Annotated in this window: 21 protein-coding genes; 9 read left to right on the top strand and 12 right to left on the bottom strand. The window is 68.4% G+C overall.

Features of this window, described 5'->3' with window-relative positions; translation table 11 throughout:
* Window positions 1-38: 38 nt before the first annotated feature.
* Both ETD86_RS32700 and ETD86_RS32695 read right to left on the bottom strand, forming a co-directional pair.
* The gene (locus ETD86_RS32700) at window positions 39-746 is read right to left on the bottom strand and encodes a response regulator (protein ID WP_138670514.1); all 708 of its coding nucleotides are present in this window, start codon (window positions 744-746) and stop codon (window positions 39-41) included.
* Window positions 743-2,029: a sensor histidine kinase gene (locus ETD86_RS32695; protein WP_138670513.1), complete on the bottom strand. Its 1,287-nt coding sequence runs from the start codon at window positions 2,027-2,029 to the stop codon at window positions 743-745. The genes ETD86_RS32700 and ETD86_RS32695 overlap by 4 nt, the downstream gene beginning before the upstream one ends.
* A 234-nt stretch (window positions 2,030-2,263) precedes the next feature.
* On the opposite strand from ETD86_RS32695, the gene ETD86_RS55595 reads away from it, so the two are divergent.
* On the top strand, window positions 2,264-2,965 hold the full coding sequence (locus ETD86_RS55595; protein ID WP_170223395.1) for a hypothetical protein: 702 nt from the start codon (window positions 2,264-2,266) through the stop codon (window positions 2,963-2,965).
* 183 nt (window positions 2,966-3,148) lie between these two features.
* On the opposite strand, the gene ETD86_RS32685 is transcribed toward ETD86_RS55595, so the two are convergent.
* Window positions 3,149-3,556, bottom strand: coding sequence for a RidA family protein (locus tag ETD86_RS32685; protein ID WP_138670512.1), 408 nt, complete (start codon window positions 3,554-3,556; stop codon window positions 3,149-3,151).
* 71 nt (window positions 3,557-3,627) lie between these two features.
* Here ETD86_RS32685 and ETD86_RS32680 point away from each other — a divergent pair, with 71 nt between their 5' ends.
* Entirely contained in the window at window positions 3,628-4,233 is a 606-nt protein-coding gene (locus ETD86_RS32680) for a TetR/AcrR family transcriptional regulator (RefSeq protein ID WP_138670511.1), read from the top strand.
* Between the two features lie 68 nt (window positions 4,234-4,301).
* Here ETD86_RS32680 and ETD86_RS32675 read toward each other — a convergent pair whose 3' ends face one another.
* On the bottom strand, window positions 4,302-4,652 hold the full coding sequence (locus ETD86_RS32675; RefSeq protein WP_138670510.1) for a hypothetical protein: 351 nt from the start codon (window positions 4,650-4,652) through the stop codon (window positions 4,302-4,304).
* A 366-nt stretch (window positions 4,653-5,018) separates the two neighbouring features.
* Window positions 5,019-5,183: a hypothetical protein gene (locus ETD86_RS55590; RefSeq protein WP_170223394.1), complete on the bottom strand. Its 165-nt coding sequence runs from the start codon at window positions 5,181-5,183 to the stop codon at window positions 5,019-5,021.
* Between the two features lie 480 nt (window positions 5,184-5,663).
* Here ETD86_RS55590 and ETD86_RS32670 point away from each other — a divergent pair, with 480 nt between their 5' ends.
* Both ETD86_RS32670 and ETD86_RS32665 read left to right on the top strand, forming a co-directional pair.
* The gene (locus tag ETD86_RS32670; RefSeq protein WP_246148553.1) at window positions 5,664-6,698 is read left to right on the top strand and encodes a TerC family protein; all 1,035 of its coding nucleotides are present in this window, start codon (window positions 5,664-5,666) and stop codon (window positions 6,696-6,698) included.
* A gap of 88 nt (window positions 6,699-6,786) precedes the next feature.
* A complete protein-coding gene (locus tag ETD86_RS32665) occupies window positions 6,787-7,050 on the top strand; it encodes a hypothetical protein (protein ID WP_138670509.1) in 264 nt (87 codons plus the stop codon).
* On the opposite strand, the gene ETD86_RS32660 is transcribed toward ETD86_RS32665, so the two are convergent.
* Window positions 7,032-7,574: a helix-turn-helix domain-containing protein gene (locus tag ETD86_RS32660; RefSeq protein WP_138670508.1), complete on the bottom strand. Its 543-nt coding sequence runs from the start codon at window positions 7,572-7,574 to the stop codon at window positions 7,032-7,034. The two genes, ETD86_RS32665 and ETD86_RS32660, sit on opposite strands and share 19 nt — an antisense overlap.
* 35 nt (window positions 7,575-7,609) lie before the next feature.
* On the opposite strand from ETD86_RS32660, the gene ETD86_RS32655 reads away from it, so the two are divergent.
* Window positions 7,610-8,782 (top strand): benzoate/H(+) symporter BenE family transporter, encoded by a 1,173-nt coding sequence (locus tag ETD86_RS32655; RefSeq protein WP_138670507.1) that lies wholly within the window; start codon window positions 7,610-7,612, stop codon window positions 8,780-8,782.
* Window positions 8,783-9,185: 403 nt separating this feature from the next.
* Here the strand turns inward: ETD86_RS32655 and ETD86_RS32650 are convergent, their stop codons facing one another.
* Window positions 9,186-10,178, bottom strand: a complete 993-nt coding sequence (locus ETD86_RS32650; protein WP_138670506.1) for a helix-turn-helix transcriptional regulator — start codon at window positions 10,176-10,178, stop codon at window positions 9,186-9,188.
* 119 nt (window positions 10,179-10,297) lie between these two features.
* Between ETD86_RS32650 and ETD86_RS32645 the strand changes: the two genes are divergently transcribed.
* Window positions 10,298-10,984 (top strand): alpha/beta fold hydrolase, encoded by a 687-nt coding sequence (locus ETD86_RS32645; protein WP_138670505.1) that lies wholly within the window; start codon window positions 10,298-10,300, stop codon window positions 10,982-10,984.
* A 297-nt stretch (window positions 10,985-11,281) separates the two neighbouring features.
* Here ETD86_RS32645 and ETD86_RS32640 read toward each other — a convergent pair whose 3' ends face one another.
* The 5 genes from ETD86_RS32640 to ETD86_RS32620 form a co-directional block, all read right to left on the bottom strand.
* Complete coding sequence (locus ETD86_RS32640; protein WP_138670504.1) at window positions 11,282-11,998, bottom strand: hypothetical protein; 717 nt, start codon at window positions 11,996-11,998, stop codon at window positions 11,282-11,284.
* Between the two features lie 343 nt (window positions 11,999-12,341).
* On the bottom strand, window positions 12,342-12,647 hold the full coding sequence (locus tag ETD86_RS32635; protein ID WP_138670503.1) for a hypothetical protein: 306 nt from the start codon (window positions 12,645-12,647) through the stop codon (window positions 12,342-12,344).
* Between the two features lie 648 nt (window positions 12,648-13,295).
* The gene (locus tag ETD86_RS32630) at window positions 13,296-13,967 is read right to left on the bottom strand and encodes a hypothetical protein (RefSeq protein ID WP_138670502.1); all 672 of its coding nucleotides are present in this window, start codon (window positions 13,965-13,967) and stop codon (window positions 13,296-13,298) included.
* A complete protein-coding gene (locus tag ETD86_RS32625; protein ID WP_138670501.1) occupies window positions 13,964-15,505 on the bottom strand; it encodes a WXG100-like domain-containing protein in 1,542 nt (513 codons plus the stop codon). Before ETD86_RS32625 ends, ETD86_RS32630 begins: the two co-directional genes overlap by 4 nt.
* Window positions 15,502-15,831: a hypothetical protein gene (locus ETD86_RS32620; protein WP_138670500.1), complete on the bottom strand. Its 330-nt coding sequence runs from the start codon at window positions 15,829-15,831 to the stop codon at window positions 15,502-15,504. Before ETD86_RS32620 ends, ETD86_RS32625 begins: the two co-directional genes overlap by 4 nt.
* Window positions 15,832-16,322: 491 nt before the next feature.
* On the opposite strand from ETD86_RS32620, the gene ETD86_RS57350 reads away from it, so the two are divergent.
* From ETD86_RS57350 to ETD86_RS32605, 3 genes are all read left to right on the top strand, one after another.
* Window positions 16,323-16,694 (top strand): hypothetical protein, encoded by a 372-nt coding sequence (locus ETD86_RS57350; RefSeq protein ID WP_211370460.1) that lies wholly within the window; start codon window positions 16,323-16,325, stop codon window positions 16,692-16,694.
* Window positions 16,695-17,039: 345 nt separating this feature from the next.
* Window positions 17,040-18,830, top strand: a complete 1,791-nt coding sequence (locus ETD86_RS32610) for an AMP-dependent synthetase/ligase (protein WP_138670499.1) — start codon at window positions 17,040-17,042, stop codon at window positions 18,828-18,830.
* Between the two features lie 65 nt (window positions 18,831-18,895).
* Window positions 18,896-20,011: an acyltransferase family protein gene (locus tag ETD86_RS32605; RefSeq protein WP_246148551.1), complete on the top strand. Its 1,116-nt coding sequence runs from the start codon at window positions 18,896-18,898 to the stop codon at window positions 20,009-20,011.
* Window positions 20,012-20,259 lie beyond the last annotated feature (248 nt).

Raw genomic sequence — 20,259 nt, 5'->3', positions numbered from 1 at the left:
CCGGCTCTGCCCCCGCCGCCGAGAGCGCCGTCGCAGCATCAGCGCCGGCGGCCATCCGGGATGGTGGTGAGCCCGCCTTCGTAGGCGGCGATGACGAGCTGGGCCCGGTCCCGGGCGTGCAGTTTGGCCAGGAGACGGCCGATGTGGGTCTTGACCGTGCCGACGGTGAGGTGAAGGTGCTCGGCGATCTCGGAGTTGGACATTCCCTTGCCGATGAGGGTGAGCACCTCGCGCTCGCGTTGGGTGATGTCGTTGAGGTCTCGCACGACCGGGGTGGATTGAGGGCCCTGCAGGAACTCGGCGATGAGCCGGCGGGTCACGGTGGGCGCGAGCAGCGCTTCGCCGGACGCGACGACGTGGATGGCGGCCAGGAGCTCGGTCGCGGTGGCGCTCTTGAGAAGGAAACCGCTCGCACCTGCGCGTAGCGCCGCGTACACGTATTCGTCCAGATCGAACGTCGTGAGGATCAGCACGCGCACGCCGGCACTGTCCGGGGCGACGCAGATACGCCGTGTCGCCTCGATGCCATCCATATCGGGCATACGCACGTCCATGAGAACGACGTCCGGTCGCAGCCGGCGGGCCAGGAGCACGGCTTCGGCGCCGGTGCCCGCCTCGCCCACGGTGGCCAGCCCTGGCGTGGTGTCGATGAGGACTTTGAGGCTGTCGCGTACCAAGATCTGGTCCTCGGCGAGCACGACGCGGATGGGCCGGGGCGGGTGGTGCGAAGCGGCGTCGATGGTCATGCCTTGGTGCCGCTCTGGTCGTAGGGCAGTCGAGCCGACACGCGAAAGCCTCCTTCAGGCCGGCGGCCCGCGCTGAACGTGCCCCCGTACATCTTGACTCGTTCGCGCATGCCGAGGAGGCCATGACCGCCGTGGCCCGCTCGCGGCGGTCGGCCATGGCGGGAACCGTCGTCGACGACCTCGATCACGGCTTCCCGCCCGTCGATGTCCACGGTGACCGAGCAGCGGGTGGGCGCGGCATGAGTGATGACGTTGGTCAGGGCCTGCTGCACGATCCGGTACACCGACACCGCGACCGCGGGAGGCAGCGCGGCCTCTCCGCGGACGGTCAGGTCCACCTCGACCCCGGCCGAGCGGGCGTGGGCAGCCAGCTCGGGCAGGTCCGCCATGCCAGGAACGGACAGCTGGGCCTGCTGGGGATCGCCGTCGGAGCGCAGGAGGTCGAGCACTCGGTGGATCTCGGTGAGCGTGCTTCGGCTGGTCTGCTCGATGACGGCCAGCGCGGCGCGTACCTCCTGCGGGCGGGCGTCGGCGACATGGTTGGCCACGGTGGCCTTGACGGCGATCAGGCTCATGCTGTGGCCGATGACATCATGCAGCTCCCGGGCAATGCGCCTGCGCTCGTCGGCCACCGCGGCCTCGGCGAGGTGACGAACGAGGCGAGCGGTCGTGTCCCGCTTCCAGCGGACGACCGTCCCCATGGCCCACCCGGCGACCAGCAGGACACCGATCACACCGATCTCCAACGGCCAAGCCGGCGGGATCTCGCTGGGCGTCGCCGCGGGCGCGAGGCCAGGGAACACCCGCTCGTAGAAGACCAGGACCGCGGCCACCGCACCGAACGCGCAGGCCGCCAACCCCGCCGCTGACCATCCGGCCGAGGTGGTGGAGGCGACCAGGTACAGCACGAGCACGGTCGGCACGAACGACACCCAGATCGCGCCCGCCGCGACGGCACCAGCCACGGTCGCCAACACGCCCGCGGCGCACGCGAGAGCGAGCATGGCGCGTGGCCAGCGCCGCCGGACGGCGACCGGAAAGCTGATGACCGCCGCTACCGGCCAAGCCGACCAAGCCGGCCACCACGACGACGGCCCCGGCGGATCAACGATGGTGTACCTGACGATCAGCGCCACGATGACCGCCACCGCCGCGTCGGCAACACCCCTTCGACCGAGTCGCCGGGCCCACTCCATGGCGAGAAGGTATCGCCTCGCCAGGTCACCCGGCATCTGCCCACGGTAGGACATCCCCATCCGGCCAGGGTCGTACCACCCGCTCATGCACGCCACCAAGATGCGACCCGAGCCAGACGCGCCCCCACCGCACCGCACATCACCATGCTGGTGCGCCCGGCATATCGAGCCGAGACGCGCCGACACCGACACGATGGGTAGGAACACATGAATGTTGACCTTCACCGGCGCATCACACGATGGCGACAGGCCGACGCGGACCGGCGCACCGCCAACGCCACGGCCAACCTGAGCCGGCAACCCCCGTTCCCCGGACGATGGGTGAGCGCCGTCGCGCTGATCGGCGGCCCCGCCCTGCTGATGACCGGGATTCTCCTACGCTCCCCGTTCTCCTTCGTCTTCCCTGATCAGCTCGCCGCCTATACCCGGCACCCCACCCTCATCACCGCCGCCTACGCCTGCTTCGCCTGCGGGATCATCCTGCTGTGTCCGGCGGTCATGACGCTGGCGCAAAGGATCGCCGCCACCAGCCCGCTATGGGGACTATGGGGCGGCTGTCTGGTGATCGCCGGGCTGTTCACCCGAATCTTCCAATTCGGCACTGATCACCTGGCCTTCCACCTGACCGACAGCCTTGGCCTGCAAACAATGATCAACGCCATCGACGACTACTACTTAGCATGGCGGGATACGTACTGGCATCCGTTCAGGACACTGTCTGGACCAGCCTTCATCGGCTGGGTCGTGCTTGCCATCGGCGCCTACCGCTCCGGCGCCCTGGGGCTGGGCCGCTCGATCGCGCTCGGTCTGATGTCGGCGCTCGCGCTCGGGACGCTCAAAGGCACCGAACCACAATCCATCATCGCCGCAGGCGGCCTCTGCGTCGCCTTCGTCCCCCTGGGCATCTCCCTGCTGCGCAGCGGCCCCCCGCCCAGCAAACGCGCCATTGTCTGGCTCATCGTTTTCATCGTCTGGCACGTCCTCGGGCAAATCTTCGGCGCCGCCTACGGCCCGAGGGGATGAGAACCCCGGACGCGCCGCCAGGCCACCGCCGGCCCCGGTCCCTCGCCGGACGATCCGCAGCAGCCGGCTGCCCTCGTCATCATCGAGCTCGCGTACGCGAGATCGCCCCGCCATGCCCGCATTCTGAAGTGATCATGCCCGCCGGCCTAGGAGGCCGACGGGCGTGTCTGAGGAGGCCTCGACTCAGTCCAGAACGGCAGTGGCCTCGACCTCGACCAGCAGATCGGGTTCTCCCAGCGCCGCAACACCCAGCAGCGTGATCGGCTTGACCGGGTCGACCCCCAGCTTCGCCGCCGCCCGGGCGACCCCCTCTCCCAGCGACGGCAGCTTGTCGGGTGACCAGTCGACGACGTAGATGGTCAGCTTGGCCACATCGTCGAAGGACCCGCCGACCCCGGCCAGGGCCGTGCCGATGTTGAGGTACGCCTGCTCGACCTGAGCCGCCAGGTCTCCTTCGCCGACTCGTCGCCCCTCGGCATCGCGGGCCACCTGACCCGCCAGGAACACCAGCTTCGACCCGGTGGCGATCGACAGTTGGCGGTAGACGTCGGGCTTCGGCAGCCCGTCGGGGTTGACCAGCGTCACGGTCATGTCGACTCCTTGTGATCGGCAGCGTGTTCGCCACTCCCCTAAAACATAGCATTGTTATGTATTGTGGTGCCATGGTGAGGATGAAGGACCCGGCGGTCCGTTCCCTGCTGATCGATCGGGGCGCGCAGATGCTTGCCGCTCGGCAGCCGGTCACGCTCCGCTCGTTGGTGGCCGGAACCGGCGTCTCGACCATGGCCGTCTACACGTACTTCGGCGGCATGGACGGCCTGTGGAGCGCGATGCGGCAGGAAGGGTTCACCCGCCTGGCCGCCAGGCTCGCCGCGGTCGCGCCGTCGGAGGATCCGGTACAGGATCTGGCCGCTCTCGGCGCCGCATACCTGTCCAACGCCATGGCCAGTCCCGATCTCTACCGGGTCATGTTCGACGCCGGGTTCGAACTCGAGAACGCCGCTGCCGCGGATGACACGCTGCACTGTCTGGTCCGCGCCGTCGAACGGGCCACGGCCGCCGGCCGCTTTCGCGACGACGTCGACCCGCTGGAGTTGGCCACGCAGAGCTGGACCATCGGTCATGGACTGGCATCACTGGTCGCCACCGGCCCCCTGCCCCATCAGTCACTAGCCCATGGCGTGCCGCTGCTGACCGCCCTGTTCACCAGCGCAGGCGACAACCCCGAACAATGCCGCCGGTCAGTCGAACGCGGCTGGCGCCCCTGACCTCTGATCCCGCTTCACGATTGCGGAGGGCCGAGAAGCGCTCCAGGAGGTCATCGTCGGCGGGTGGCTCAGATCCTTGTCCCGTCACCGGCAGGACGGAGATCGTCGATCACAAGCTTGATTTCGTTGACGACGAGGCTTCGGTACGTCTCAACATCGAGGACCCTGGCACGCACACGGTGGAGCAGTCGACGCGCGCGCACGAGCTTCGGCCCCGCGGCAAAGAACCGAAGCGCGGCTTCCTTGTCGCGGCGCAGCGCCGGCTGCATGAACTCCGGCCGATGGGAGGCGGCGTGAAACAGCTCGTCAACCAACCGAGATCTTGTCCCCGAGAGGAACCGGTGCAGGCCGTCGTGAACATCCTGCGGCGCTGCCACCGTAAACGAAGGGGGCGCCGGCTTGGTGATCGAGGCCGGCATACGTCCGTGGCCGCGGCACGCAGCACGGTGAGCCCCACCTCGCCCCACCCGTTCACTCCGCCCCCTATCGCTCGCGACATACATGGTCACATGGTTGACGAAGGAAAGGGGCCCGGCAGCGTGGCTCTCGTTGATCCTTCTTGTTTGTCGAGACAAGAAGGATCGCAGGTTGTCGCCGCGGAGCCGGCCCGTGGCCGGACACCCCGGAGCTGACCGTTCAGCAGGCGGTTGAGTGGCTGTTGAGTTGCTGTTGAAGGCGTGGACGGCCAATAGCCGATCCCGAGCCCCGGTGCGAGTCCGCGCTATCACCGCGCTAGCGCCGCGCTAACCGCGCGCCAATGCCCGCCCCGATAATCGCCACAACCGTCAGCAGGTAGGGGATACGAGGAGGTAGGACGTGAGGGTGCTCATCGACAGGGCTCTGGCGCTGGTGGTCCCGGAAGTGAGGGCGTCGGCGATCTGCCGATACCAGTACAAGTGCTTCTCGAGCGGCTGGCACAGGAGGCTGTGCTGCTCGTCTTCCGCCGACAACTGCAGCTCCTGGCAGCGGGTCGGCCCCAGCTGCCCGGTCTAGGGAGAAGGCCCGCCAAGGGCCGTGCCGTCAGAGGCGGGAAGGCCACCGCCGCGCCGCCGACCCAGGACGCGCCGGTGGTCCGATCTGACGGTTATTGATCGCTGATGGGCGGGCTCCGGGGAGCAGGGGCCCGGCCGTCAGCGGGCCCGTACGGTTTTCGGCTCCGTCTCTCTTTCGGACACACCCCGCTCCGCGACAGCCCAGAATCGTCTGCGCCAGCCAAGATCATCACCTCTGACACCACTAAGCAAGAGTGCAAGGGGATGTCGGTCTACTGCATTCGGTATGTATGATCGCAGGCGAAGTGGAGGGGAGTACTCCTTCGCGGCCACGTCGTCATCACGGACCCGCCTCGGGGCCCGGCGCGGTCGGTCCGCGACGCCGCGGGCGGAGAAGACCTCCGACGGACGTATCAACGCCAAGTCGGAGGAGCGCTCATGCCCCCACCTATGTCCGTGCCCGCCTGGCTGTGGGCGGCCACCATCGCCGCCCTGCTCGGCCTCATCCTCCTCGATCTGATCATCGTCAACAGGAGACCCCACAAGGTCACGATCGCCGAGTCGGCCCGCTGGATCGCCTTCTACATCGGCTGTGCCGTCGCTTTCGGCGCAGGCGTGTGGATCTTCGGCGGCGATGACCACGCGGCCTCCTACATCACCGGCTACATCACCGAGTACACGCTGAGCGTCGACAACCTGTTCATCTTCATGCTGATCATGGCGAACTTCGCCGTGCCCGCGATCCACCAGCACCGGGTGCTGCTCATCGGGATCATGATGGCGCTGGTCATGCGCGGGATCTTCATCGGCGTGGGCGCGCAGGCCGTTCAGCGCTTCAGCTGGGTGTTCTGGCTCTTCGGCGGCATCCTCATCTACACCGCGTGGAAATTCGCCTTCAACAGCAAGGACGATGAGGAGTACGACCCCAACGGCGGCGTCGTACGGCTGGTGCGCAGGCTGTTCCCCGTCACCGACGACTACCACGGCTCGCGGCTGACCATCAAACAGGACGGCCGCCGCCTGCTGACCCCGATGTTCATCGTCATCATCGCCATCGGCGGCGCGGATCTGGTCTTCGCGGTCGACTCGATCCCCGCGATCTTCGGCATCACCCAGGACGCCTACCTGGTCTTCGCGGCCAACGCGTTTGCCCTGATGGGGCTGAGACAGTTGTACTTCCTGCTCGGCGGGCTGGTGGAGAAACTCGTCTACCTCACCTACGGCCTGGCGGTGATCCTCGGCTTCATCGGCGTGAAACTCGTCCTGCACGCCCTGCACGAGAACGAGCTGCCGTTCATCAACGGCGGCGAGCACGTCACCTCGGTCCCTGAGATCAACAACTGGATCTCGCTGGCCGTCATCGTCACCGTGCTCGCCGTCACGACGGTGGCCAGCCTGCTCAAGTCCAGGCGCGACACGCGCCTGGCCGCCGAGCCGCCCCTGTCCGAACCCTCCGACCAGGCGCGCAACTGACCAGGGGGCAGGCTCGCCGACCGGCGGCGAGCCTGCCTCGTGGCCACAGCCCCGGACATCCAACACGTCGGCCGCCGCCGCCATCCCCTTGATCATCCTGCCTGTACGTAACGCGGGGTCGTCGACGATCGTCACCTCGATCTCGGCTCCGGCGTCCGCCTCCCGTTCGGTGGCGTTCACCAAGGGAGTCGTTGACGGGGCCCCGTACGGTCTCACCGGCGGGCGCCGCGAAAGCCTTGCCGTACCGGAGCTGCTCTCGGTGGCGGGCGAGGAGGCCACGGAGGGGTTGCGCGGCGCCCGCGCCGACGGTTGGCTCTGGCTGGTGAACGACCGTCAGCTGGTGGCCGGGTAGCGGATGAGCAGCGACGCGAGGACCAGCTCGTCGCCCACGGCCGCGTAGCCATGCGGCACGTCGGACCGCCAGCTGAGGTAGCCGCCGGGGCCCGCCACCAGCGGCGCGTCGAGCGGACCCGCGCTGAGCGTGCCGGAGAAGACGGTGATGTGCTCGGTCACGCCGTTGTGGTGGGCGGGTGACGTCTGAGTGGCGCCCGGCGGCACCCGTATCCGGTAGAGCTCGTAGGTCACGCCCGCGTCGTCGAACACCTCCAGCAGCGTGGCCTCGACCGCCGTGCCGCGCACCAGCACCGGCGCGGCGGGGCCGGCGTCGAGGACGGCCGCGATGGGCACGCCGAGCTGGGCGGTGACGGCCCACAGCGTCTCGAGGGTCGGGTTGCGGACACCCGTCTCCAGGCCGGACAGCGTGGCCTTGCCCACCCCGGCTCGCCTGGCCAGTTCCGACAGCGAGATCCCGCGCTCCTGCCGGAGCCGGCGCACCTTCCTGCCGACCTCACGCGGGTCACCGCTCACGGCTGCCATGAGACCATCCTGCCCGATCCTGTAGTGTTCCATATATGGAACGCTCACAGCCCATCGTCGCCGGAGTGGTGACCGCGCTGGTCGGCTTCGCCAGCTCCTTCACCGTCGTCCTCGCCGGGTTACGGGCCGTCGGGGCCGACGAACGGCAGGCCGCTTCCGGGCTGATGGCGCTCTGCGTCGCCGTCGGGGCCGTCTCGATCGTGCTGGGCCTGCGGTATCGGATGCCCATCGCGATCGCGTGGTCCACTCCCGGTGCCGCGCTCCTGCTGACCGCGGACAGCCGGTTCGCCGAGGCGGCGGGCGCGTTCGTCGTCTGCGGGCTGCTCATCATGGCGGCGGGTCTGATCCCGTGGCTGAGTCGCGTCATCGCGGCGATCCCCGGCCCGATCGCCGCCGCGATGCTCGCGGGGGTGCTGCTCAAGCTGTGTCTCGCGCCGGTCCAGGCCATGCTCGATGTGCCGTCCCTGGCCGGTCCGGTGATCCTTGTCTGGGCGCTGCTCTACCGCTTCGCCCGCACGTGGGCGGTGCCGGGGGCGCTGGCGGCCGCGGCGGCGGTCATCGCGATCGCCTACTCTCCCGGAGACCTCAGCCTGGTGCCGGTGGTCGAGATCACGCCCCCCGCCTTCAGCCTCTCCGCGGTGGTGGGCATCGGCGTGCCGCTGTTCCTGGTCACGATGGCCGCCCAGAACGTCCCCGGCATGGCCGTCCTTTCCGGGTACGGCTACCGCCCGCCACTGCGCGGAGTGCTGCTGGCGACGGGGGCGGCCTCGGCGCTCGGCGCGCCCTTCGGCGGGCACGCCATCAACCTGGCCGCCATCACCGCCGCGCTGGCCGCCTCGCCTGAGGCGGCACCGGACCCCTCCCGCCGGTGGATCGCCTCGGTCACGGCGGGCGTCTCCATGATCAGTCTCGGCCTGCTGTCCAGCGCGGCCGCCGCCCTGGTCCTGCTGTCGCCGCCCGTCCTGGTGACCGCGGTGGCAGGGCTCGCCCTGTTCGGCGCGCTCGGCTCCGCGCTCTCGTCCGCCTTCACCGAGGCCCACGGCAGGGAGGGCGCGGTCGTCACCTTCGCGGTCACCGCCTCGGGTATGAGCTGGCTGGGCGTCGGCTCGGCCTTCTGGGGCCTGGTGGCGGGCGGCCTCATGCACCTGCTGCTACGGCGGGCACAGGCGGCCGGCTTGCGCTCCACCCTGCCGACCGACTCCAGGTAGTCGGGAGCGGCATGCATGGCGGCGGCCATGCGCAGGTGCGGGAGCACCTCCTCGAGCCGGCCGGCGGCGCTCCAGCGTCCTGCCGAGCAGGAAGCAGGCGTTGTGGTCGCTCGGTTCGCTCATGGCGGCCGCGACCGTCTAAATTCGCATCACCCGCTGACATTGAGAGATGGCCGCGCACGCCCACTCTCCCCCCGAACTCCCTGACCATCCCGCCTACCGTCCCATCCTGGACAGCTTCGCCGACTTCGCCCGACCGCTACGAGCTCGCGACCTGTCCCAGGCCCTGGAGCCGCCCATCGTCAAGAAGAACACCGAGAACATCCGCTCCAAGCTCAAACGCCTGGTCAGCCAGGGCATCCTCGTGAAGACCGAGCCGGGATCATTCGCTCAGCCTCGTTCCTCAAGACCCCCGCCCGGGCGTGACGTCGTCCATGGGCTCGCCCCCCAGGGCCGCGGCGAGACGCGAAGCGAGACTCGCGATGGCGGCACGCAGTTCCGGGCCGCCATCGACGCGGAAAGGGAACGGCACGTTCGGCAGCCACTCCTGCGCGTACATCGTCGGATTGCTCGTGCTGCCGACGAGCACGCACCCGTCCCTCGACGGTTCGAGCCTTCCCATCGGCGGCCGGATCCAAGGCGCCACCTCGGCTAGGGGAGCGTCGAACACGACACGCGTGGTGAACTCCCACCCGGTGCCCAGGTTCTCCTCCAGCGCCGCCACCGGGTCGAGGTCGTCGGGCGGCTCGAACGCGTGCGTACTCCGCTGAACCTGGCGGACGCGGTCGACCCGGTAGGTACGGACGGCGTCCGCGCGGTGGGAGTAACACAGCAGGTACCAGCGCCCGTGACGGACGACGACCGCCCACGGGTCCACCTCAGCCTTCCACTGGTTGCCGGACTCGCTCCGGTAGGCGACCACCACGCGCCGCCGGTCCGCGATGGCGGCCACGAGCGCGCTGGTGGTGGCGGGATCCGGACGGGCCGAGAACCGGTCGGGCGCCGCCGACGCATACTCACGCAGCGCCGCCGCCTGCCGTCCGACGTTCTCGGGCAGGGCCTGGATAACCTTGCCCAGGGCGGCGCCGACGAGGTCGCCGACATCGGTGGCCGCCGGCTGGCCGTTGAGCACCGCCATGACCAGGCCCAGCGCCTCGGGCTCTGTGAAGGCCACCGGAGGCAGCCGCGTCCCGCGCCCGAGCCGGTACCCGCCATACGGGCCGCGGGCCGACTCGACGGGGATGCCCGCCTCGCGGAGGATCCCGACGTACCGGCGCGCAGCCCGCTCCGTGACGCCCAGACAGGCGGCGAGCTCGCCGGCCGTCACGCCAGGGCGGGCCTGGAGGATCTCCATGGCGCGCAGAGCTCGTGCGGTGGGGCTGAGATCGGTCGGCACACGAGCACATTACGAGGTCACGTTATGAACAGGAAGTAGAACGTCCGGAATCGGTCCTAGCCTGACGTCCTGGCCGCGTTCCGTCCTCGCCGGAACGCGCTGAAGAAGGAGGACTGATCATGGATATCCTGCTCATCGCCGGCCTGTGGCTCGACGGATCCGCGTGGGACGACGTCGTGCCCGCCCTTCAGGCGCTCGGCCACCGCCCCGTACCGATCACCCTGCCCGGACAGGGTGACGGATCCACCTCGGCCACTCTCGACGACCAGGTGGCAGCCGTGCTCGCCGCCGTGGAGTCGGCGTCAGGAAAGCCCATGGTGGTGGGGCATTCCGCCGCTTGCACCCTGGCCTGGCTGGCCGCCGACGCGTGCCCGGAGCGGGTCGCCAAGGTCGCGTTCATCGGCGGCTTCCCGGCCGCGGACGGGCAGCCCTACGCCGACTTCTTCGAGGTGAAGGACGGCGTCATGCCCTTCCCCGGCTGGGGTCCGTTCGAAGGACCGGACTCAGCTGACCTCAGCGAGGAGGCAAGGAGCGACTTCACGTCCGCGGCGATTCCCGTCCCTGCCGGGGTGACGAAGGGCGTGGTGCGCATGACGGACGAGCGACGGTTCGACGTACCCGTCCTCGTCGTGTGCCCCGAGTTCACCCCTGCCCAGGCCCAGGGGTGGATAGCCGCCGGTGACGTGCCCGAGCTGGCCAAGGCCAAGCACCTTGACCTTGTGGACATCGACTCGGGCCACTGGCCCATGATCACACGGCCGGCCGAGCTCGCCCGGCTCCTGGCCGCCGCGGCCCCTGAGGCCTGACACGGCTGCCGGCCATCGCTCCTGGCCGATCAGCCGGTCAGCGTAGCGATCCCGGTCGACAGCAGAGCGCCTTCGCGCAGCATGTGCACCCCGGCGCGGTCGAAACAACGCCGGCAGCCCTTCGACCGTCGACGACACCCTGGGGGCCAGGTAGCCGCAGATCTCCTGCTCACGTTTGGAGAACTCCGCCGGCTCCAGCAGGTCCCGGATCTCCCAGGCGTGCTCGTAGAGGGGTCTTAACATGGCCGGAAACGCCGGTCACTCAGTTTGCCACTCAATCCCTTGATCGGTGGCGGGTCAGAACTCCCAGATCTCGCGGAACGATGGCCACCAGTGAGGCAACTCATCCCGGCGCACGCCGTGAGGCGGGAATCGCTCGATGGCGATGCATGCCGGGTTCAACTGGCGTTTCAGATAGGCGGCCAGCTTGTGGTGGCCGTCGAGCAGGAACCAACCGGGGAACTGGCTGTGGCGGATCGCCACTGTGAGCGGACGGCGGCCTTCGATGATGCGGCGACCGTACTCCAGAGCGGTCGCCGGCGCCGGGGGAGGCCAGCGGTGCGTGGGAACGATCACGTCGCGGTCCCAGTCGTCCCAGTGGTCGTACCAGCCGCGCTCCTCGCCGGGCTCGACCTCGATGACGTTGGGCCATGCCAGCTCGGTGGTCCGTAACTGGTACTCACCCGGCTCCAGCAGCGCGAGGAGCGGCGCCAGCGGCTCGGTGAGCCGCTCGACCGGGCTGGGGTCGGCGAGCCAGTCGCGCATACGGCCCCATTCGGCAACTGGAGCCCACTCGGAGACGAGGTGCGGATCCCCATCGCGCGGCCAGGGCGTGTGGCGGGTGACGAGGCGCCCGAGGCTGCCGCGGAAGTCGCCGGTGTCGGCCGCCACCGGCTCCCCCGAGATGGACAGCACGGCTCCGGCAGGACCGCCGCGAACGGAGATGACACCGAGGCCGTCCGTCACCGTGACGACTTCGATCTGCTTGGCCTTCTTCTCGCGTCTGCGGGTCACTCTTTACGCCCCGTCGCCCTTGTCCCTCGGTTGTGTAGTGCTCGCGCGACGGCATCTGTCAAGGTCTCTAAGACGGGCACCGTTCGCAACGATTGGACTCGAACCAGCCTCTCGCCGTTTGGCTCAGTTCACGTCAGTCCCGATGCGAGGTCAGCCCAGTCACGCGCCCGCCGTGGCTCCCTTTCGGGCTCTCAGCCAATCACCGTGCTGTGAGGCTGCAGGATCCGATGGCGGCAATCTTTCCGTTGCTTTGGCGAACACGAGCGCAGTACTCACAATTAGGCTGTACACGGACGGCTTTCGTGTAGGTCGTTTTTGTTGATGTCCTTGGTAATCGTCGCGTTTACAGCGCATTTCGAGCCGAATACGCTGAACTCCAGGGATATATCCGCTGTTGCAGATCGAATTTGGGGACGAGACCCGCCCCACAGTAGTACGCATAATTGCCGTGGTTACCGCGACGGACCATAACCGTGCCGCCACAGCTCAAGGATCCGACGGCACCCATGGTGACCAGGTTAGACGCCTTTGTGGGCGGATCGCCGTACCAGGTAAGGGCGCTTACGGGCAGCGCGTTTGCCAAGCCGATGGCCGTCACTGCAAGCGTGATGACACCTACACGCATGGCGCGCCATGCGATCTTCTGCATCACCACTCCATTGCTTGCTGATCAAGGCGTCCTTGACGTTACTGAGGCGCGGTATGTTGTCGGTATGTCGCGGAGCCGGAGTGGCCCCCGCTGGAGGCCAACGCCGTAAGGCCGGCGCCCTGAGCACGCGCGTTTGCGCTGATGACCTCGGCCCCGTGACTCGAACGTGCGCTACCCCCAGCTTTGCGGCCCTGTCCTCGCCCGCGCCTGCCGACCGGCGCGTTGCGGGACGGCACGGGAGCCCCGACGTCGTACCCCTGGACGTGGTCGAGCTCGGCTGCGGCACCGCGTACTTCTCGGCGTAGCCGGCTCGGCGGGGCGCACACGTGGTCGGCAGCTTCGACCTGGCCGTCTCCGAATGCGAGCCTTGGTGTGATCCCGCTCGCCGGGCGCCCGAAGCCGCGCGGCTGCTGCGGCCGGGAGGGCGGTTGGCGTTCCACACGATCAGCGTTCTGATCACGCCGTGCCTGCCCGATCGCGGACACGCGACGAGCACGAGCGCGGCACTATACCGCCTCATACCCTGACTGCCCGGCTCCCTGAGGAAGATCCGCACCCTTCGGAGGTCGGATCCAGCGGCTCAAGCTGCGGTCTGGGGCGTGCCAGGGCATAGCATCGGATGAATCTCTGACTCAGCACACAAGCTGATCAGCGCACGTTGTCGTTCTGCGGTTCCTTGCCAGCTTGATCGCGCCCGCTCTCGCCGATGATCACTCCGGTGCCGTTGGCGACCTTCTTGGTTGGCAAGCTCCCGGCTTCCACGCAACTCGCCCCCGCCGGTAGTGCCGGTGGCCGCTCGGGCAACAGATCGGAAACCGGCTCGTGCGAGCTCGGTGCGCGCATCTCGATGGACAGCTCGACGCTGCCGGACAACTGCCCGAGCCCTTCCGCGATGGCGAAGTACGACACCCCGTCGACAATCTTGTACGCGTGTGCGGCGAATGACCAAGTGTCCCAGGCGCCGTCCTGAGGCGGGTTGGGATCATCGGACTTGCGAGGTGGCAAGCAGACGGTGGCGTAGACCGTCCAGCCGCTGTCACGCAGTTTTCGCATGCCTTTCACGGCCCATTGCCGCGCGTCGTCAGCCGGAGCCGCGGCCGGCTGGTCGGCCAAGACCGCTGTCACCACACCACGGGTAGCAGGCAGCTTGTCCGACTTCTGGAACGCAGCCCTAGCGGCCGGCTTTTTGATGGCTTCACGGACGAAGGGTTGTGACAGCATGACCTCGAGCCGCTCATGATCGGCTTGCGTGGTGGCGCTCGAGGCGAAACACCCGCTCAGCAACAAGCAGGTCGACGCCAGCAGGAATCGTCGGGTCATTTGGGCGTCACCACGCCCTGCACGTGTGTGTAGCCCAGCGCCGAGACATTGCCGTTGCGGAAGTCATCCTCGCTGACGCGGACCATCTCCGCGGTCAACGGGTTGTAGAAGATCAAGTCATCGTCCTCGTGGCCGACGAGCAACACATAGTGGGCAGGGTAGGAGTCCCCGATGAGTACCGGCACCGTGTGGCCCGCGTCCACCGCGCCGACGGCATCGTTGAGTGCGGGATTGACCGAACCCGCCGAGGTGTCGTCGACGAGCCGCCAATCGTATTCCGCGCCGAAGGAGTCGGCGTGCTGGTTCATCTCATCGGTCAGCCCCCATGGGCTTGTGCCCAAGCTCTGCGGCCACACAGTGTTGGTGGAATCGTGGATGCGGTTCTGCTCAGCGGTGAACTTTTCCCGGAGTTCGGTGGGCGACAGCGAGTTGCCGTTTTCATCCGCGGTCAGGCTCAGTGCGTACAACGGGTCGTTCATGGCGCGCGCCACCATGATCGCAGTCGAGCCGCAGGTCGTCTGATCCTGCTGCTCCAGCTCGACGCCGTTGACGGAGACCGTCCCGCTGCCGTTCGGGTCGACCAGGCTGAGGTGCTCGCGTAGCCAGATTTCACTCTTGCCGTGAATGACCGTGGCGAATTTGGCGATGTCATCGATCGAGTGCCCGGCCGCGAGCGCCTTCATCAGATAGGCCCGCTCCGCCTCAGAGCCCGCGCCGTCGAGAAGCCCCTGCATGCGAGCGCGATCCGCCTCCGACAGAGCGTCCATCTTCGCCGCCGCCTGGGCCAGCTGCGTCGTAGTGAGGACGCTGCCCTCTTCCTGTGCGATGCCGTCGATGCCCGCGTTCGCCAGGAGGACCGCGTCGAAGGCGTCCACGTGGCGCGACCGGACTGCGCCTGCGCGCGCCTTACCCTGTACGTCACGCAACCCGCGCTGCAGTGCGTCCGACGCGGCCCAGAGTTGCTCGAAAACCTCGATGCCGCTGTAAATGGCCCCGAGGGCCTTGCGGATCTCCTCGACGATGCCGCCGTCATCGTCGAGCGGCCATACGCTGTCCCAGACATTACGCAAGAGATCCTGAGCGCTGTCGAGCTGACGCAATGCCTCGCTCAGGCGTTGCCGGTGATGGCCCAGCTCCTTCTTCAGCCTGCGGACCTCGTCGGCGTACTCCTGCAGCAACGTGTCGGCCTTGCGCATGGCCGGTGCGGCGGTCTGCAGCAGGTCGTCGGTCGCTATGAGTGCGGCGAGCGCCTCCGTGGCGGCGTCGCCCTTCCACACCGATGGGACCGACGACCTCGTATGGTCGATATCGGTGCCGGCCGTGTCCAGGGCGGTCGCCATCTCGCGGAAGGCCTTGCCCAGCTCGTCGATGCCGTCCGGATTCCCCGGCACATCCCGGAATATCGAGGTCACCGTACATATGGCACTGACGATCTCGCCGATCATCGTGACCGGGTTGGATATCGACGTGAGAAAGCTGGCGACCTGCTCGAGCCGGTTGATCACGGTCGTCACCTGCAGGTGGTCGTCCGAGGTCATGTACCGCCGCCCGAGGCGTACGGCTTCCCGGCGGCTATGTAATCATCGACCGACTTGAACCCTTGGGCTGACGCATGTGTCGCCATGCACCATTGTTCGAGCACCTCGATATAAACGCCGACCTCTTTCTCCCAGACGTCGCGCACGGCGACGACCGCTGCGGCGGGATCAGTGAGCTTGAATTCATCCTCAGGCGTTTCGAGCGCCTCTTTCCAGTCACGGCGGGAGATCCGGAGGTCGTCGGCTACATCGCAGACCGCCCTGGCCTTCCGCTTGATGGCGCCATGCGTGTACAGGACCTCAGATATGCTCATGTTTACTTCCATGAGCATATCTTAAATGCGGTGACGGATGGGAACAGGTGATCCCGATCTCCGGTGCACTGCAGAATTGCGTTGCATGTAACGATGCCGTCAAGCACAAATATGCGAAGCAATGATGTTTGCCAGGTAAATCCAAAAGGAATTGTTGCAGAACGTCTGCCGATGAATGCACGCACTCCTGCACCTTGATCGGTCACGGGTCAGGGCTGAAGCGTTCTCGGTTGGTGGGACACACAAGGGCCTGAGACGGCCGGTTGCTGAAGGCAACCCCGGGGTGCGCATGACAAACGCGCCCCCGATGATCGTCGGTCGTCCAAGCCAGTCGATCAAGAACAGGGGCGGCGCGGCCGAGGACGACCGCGCAGCAAGCCAAAGACCCTGTATGCCGACCGCGGCTCGCTGGGCGTCCGGCGTGGTCGTGCTCATGGGACGAACATGGTGATGGATGGGATGGACAGGACGTCGGAGGGCCGGTGCCGGGTCCGTCACGGGTGGTGCCGCGTCTCACCTGGATCGACCCGGTCTCCTGGCAGTTCCAGGTGATGCCGATCTTTTTCCTGGTCGGTGGTTACGCCGGCGGCGCCTCCATGGCATCGCACCGAGCCTCCGGAGGCGACAGCCTCAGCTGGGTGCTGAGGCGAACCGACCGGTTGCTTCGGCCGACAACCGCACCGTTCCTGGTGCTGCCGCTGATGTCAGTGGTCGCCATGGCGGCTGGGGTGAGCAGTGACGTCGGCGTCGGTGGGATGAGCGAGCCGGTTCACCAGCTCCCCGGTGGCGGTCCGGCGTTGCCGGTTTGGGTGGTAGCCAAGAGAGTCTCCGTCCACTGGAATGCCGGCGCTCACGTCATTCCCCAGAGGTTCTGACCAGGTAATTCCCCAAGTCTTGTACGGGTCGTCACCCTACTTGCCGCTCAACTTCCCGGTTCGGACGACCCACGAGGGACTCTTGTTCGGGCGGAAGCTAGGCCCGTTCATTGAGCGCGGCGAGACCGCCCACAGGCGAGGACGCTGCTGATCTTCATGAACGGGGCCCCGGCCCCGGCGCGGGCGCTGGACGGTCACCGCCGTACAGCCATCACCTGTCAGGTGTGCGCGTGGTGACCTGGGGAATCAGGCACATTGGCTGCCTATCGCCGCCGTACGTGCGCCGCCCGGTGCCGCAGTTCACCGACGCCACCCGGCAGGCCCTGACTCACAGAGAGATGAACGATGCGTGTCCATGCGGTCCCAGCCCCGATCACCGTTGCCCCCGACGCCCAGCTCGCCGACGTGGTGTTCGCCGACGAACGGGTCAACAGCGACGTGGTCCTGTTCCAGCGCCGGTCGGCCGGAGGCTGGCGTCCGGTGACGGCCCGGCAGTTCGCGGCAGATGTTCGCGGTCTGGCGGCCGGCCTCCTCGCCGCCGGGATCCAGCCCGGCGATCGGGTCGCGCTGCTGGCCGCCACCAGCTACGAGTGGACGCTGCTGGACTATGCCCTGTGGACGGTGGCGGCGCTGCCGGTCCCGATCTACGAGACCTCCTCGGCCGAGCAGGTCCGCTGGGTGCTGGAGGATGCCGGCCCGGTCGCCGTGGTGGTCGAGCGCGAGACGCATCGTCGCCTGGTCGAGGACGTGGCCGAGGGCCTGTCCAGGCCACTACGGGTGTGGCAGATCGACGGCGGCGGCCTGGACCGTCTCCGCGAGGGCGGGCAGGGCGTGGACGACGCTGAGCTGCGGGAGCGCCGCCGGATGGTCTCGGCCGACGACCTGGCGACGATCATCTACACTTCGGGCACCACCGGCCGCCCGAAGGGCTGCATGCTGAGTCACGGCAACCTGCTGCACGAGGCTCGCGTCGCGATCGACAGCCTGGAGCGGATCTTCGGCCGGCGCGCCTCGACCCTGCTGTTCCTCCCGCTGGCGCACGTCTTCGCGCGGGTGATCCAGGTGGCCTGCGTGGAGCGGGGTGTGTGCCTGGCGCACAACGCCGACCGGGCCAGGCTGACCGAGGACCTGGCCGCCCTGCGACCGTCGTTCCTGCTGGCGGTGCCCAGGGTTTTCGAGCGGGTCCACAACGTTGCTCAGCAGCGGGCCCAGGCTGAGGGCAAGGGGAGGATCTTCGACTGGGCCGAGCGGACCGCCGTGGCCTACAGCCGGGCGCTGGACGACGGGCGGCCAGGCCGGCGCTTGCGCCTGGCACATCGCCTGGCCGACCGGCTGGTGTACCGGCGGCTGCGGGCCGCGCTCGGCGGCCGGGTCCGCTACGCCATCTCCGGCGGAGCGCCGCTGGGCGTGCGGCTGGGCCACTTCTTCCGGGGGATCGGCATCACCGTGCTGGAAGGCTACGGGCTGACCGAGACCAGTGCCGCCGCGACCGTGAACCTGCCCCACGCGCTGAAGATCGGCACGGTGGGGCCTCCCCTGCCCGGGGTCGAGATCCGGATCGCCGACGACGGCGAGATCCTGATCAAGGGCCCGATCGTGTTCCAGGGCTACTGGCGTAACGAGCAGGTGACCAGGGAGAGCCTGACCGACGACGGTTGGCTGCGCACCGGCGACGTCGGCGCCCTGGACGAGAACGGGTTCCTGACGATCTCGGGCCGCAAGAAGGAGATCATCGTCACCGCCGGTGGCAAGAACCTCGCCCCGGAGCCGCTGGAGGACCGCCTGCGCACCCACCCGCTCATCAGCCAGGCGGTCGTCGTCGGCGACCGGCGGGCGTACATCGCCGCGCTGATCACCCTGGACGCCGGCGCGCTGGCGTCATGGAAGCGGGCCACTGGCAGGCCCGAGCAGGCCGGCCCGGCCGACCTCCGCGACGACCCGGACCTGCTGGCCAGGCTGCAGTCGGCCGTGGACGAGGCCAACGCGACGGTGAGCCGGGCCGAGTCGATCCGCAGGTTCCGCATCCTTCCGGTGGACCTGACCGAGCAGAACGGGTATCTGACCCCGACCCTGAAGGTCAAGCGCGCCCTGGTCCACAAGGACTTCGCGGCCGACATCGAGGAGCTGTACCGCTGAGCACCCGACGCCAGGACCGGCAGAACCGCCGCGACGCGGGCAGAGGATCGGCGCTGGATCGGCTGGTGGCGGCCACGCCGGCGTCCCGTGACCGGGTGGTCGACGCCGCCCGCGCCCTGTGCATCGTGGTCGTCACCCTCTGGCACTGGACCTTGTCGGTCACCCACCGCACGGCCGACGGCAGCCTCACCATGCCCAACCCGATCCACGTCGTGCCCGGTGGCTGGCTGGCCACCTGGGTGCTGCAGATCATGCCGGTGTTCTTTCTGGTCGGCGGGTACGCCAACCTGGTCGGCTGGCAGCGGGCTCAGGCACGCGGGACGAGCGCCGGCCGGTTCGTCAGGGACCGGCTGCGCCGGCTGCTCCGGCCGACGGCCGTCTGGGCCCTGGTCTGGCTCGCCGGCGAACTGATCGCCTCCGCCCTGCCCGGCCCGCACCGATGGATGTGGGAGTGGTTCCCCGGCTACCTGACGCCGCTGTGGTTTCTGGGTGTGTACGGCCTGCTGATCGCCGTCGTGCCGATCACCGCCAGCCTGAACACCCGCTACGGAGCCAGGGTCCTGGTAGCGCTCGTGCTGCTGATCGCACTCGGCAGCGTGGCGGACCGCGGCGCCGGCCTGGCCTGGGCGGGCTGGGTGACCGCCGCCCTGGTGTGGCTGTTCTGCCACCAGCTCGGCTACGCCTGGCGCAGTTGGGAGCTGGGGCGGCGGCCGCTGGCGCAGCGGCTGGCGGTCGCCGGGGCCGGACTGGCCGGACTGGTCGGGCTGACAGTGGGAGCGGGCTACCCCCTCTCGATGGTGTCCACCACCGGCGCCGCCGAATCCAACATCTTCCCGACCAACGCCGCCATCGCCGCCCTGGCCGTCTTTCAACTCGGGCTGCTGGTCCTCATCACGCCGGCCGCCGAGCGCCTGCTGCGCCGGTCGGCCGTCTGGAAGCCGGTAGTGGCCATCAACGTGGTCGCGTTGACCATCTTTCTCTGGCACATGACCGCATATCTGGTGGTGCTGTGGGCCTTTGAGGGGCTGGGCGGCACCCTGCCGGCGGAGCCAACCGCCGCCTGGTGGGCCCAGCGCTGGCTATGGCTCCTGGCCCCGTCGGCCGTGCTGGCCGTGCTGGCCGTCCTGTTCGCCCGAGTCGAGCTGGCCGCCCACCGACCCCGGAGAGGGGCAGGTCGCTGAGCTCAACCCCGGCAACAGCCAGAACCTGGAGAATCTACGAGCTCTGGCACGCCATTGTGCCCGACAGCCACCTGGAAACCCTCCAACGGCAGCCGGCCGCCCGTCCGGCGTCCTGTGGAGATCACCTTCACGGACCTCCGGCAGGCGCCAATCCGCGCTGTCGGACAGGTCCTGTCCGACCGGGTGGCGCGCCTGACGGACTCCGGGGTGCTGGAGCGCCACCGCCAGCCCGTCCGGCCGCCCCAGGC

The organism is Nonomuraea turkmeniaca, from assembly GCF_005889735.1.
Taxonomy (GTDB): domain Bacteria; phylum Actinomycetota; class Actinomycetes; order Streptosporangiales; family Streptosporangiaceae; genus Nonomuraea; species Nonomuraea turkmeniaca.
Note: the sequence above shows the minus strand (reverse complement) of the source record. Positions and strands in the feature narration are given on the sequence as shown.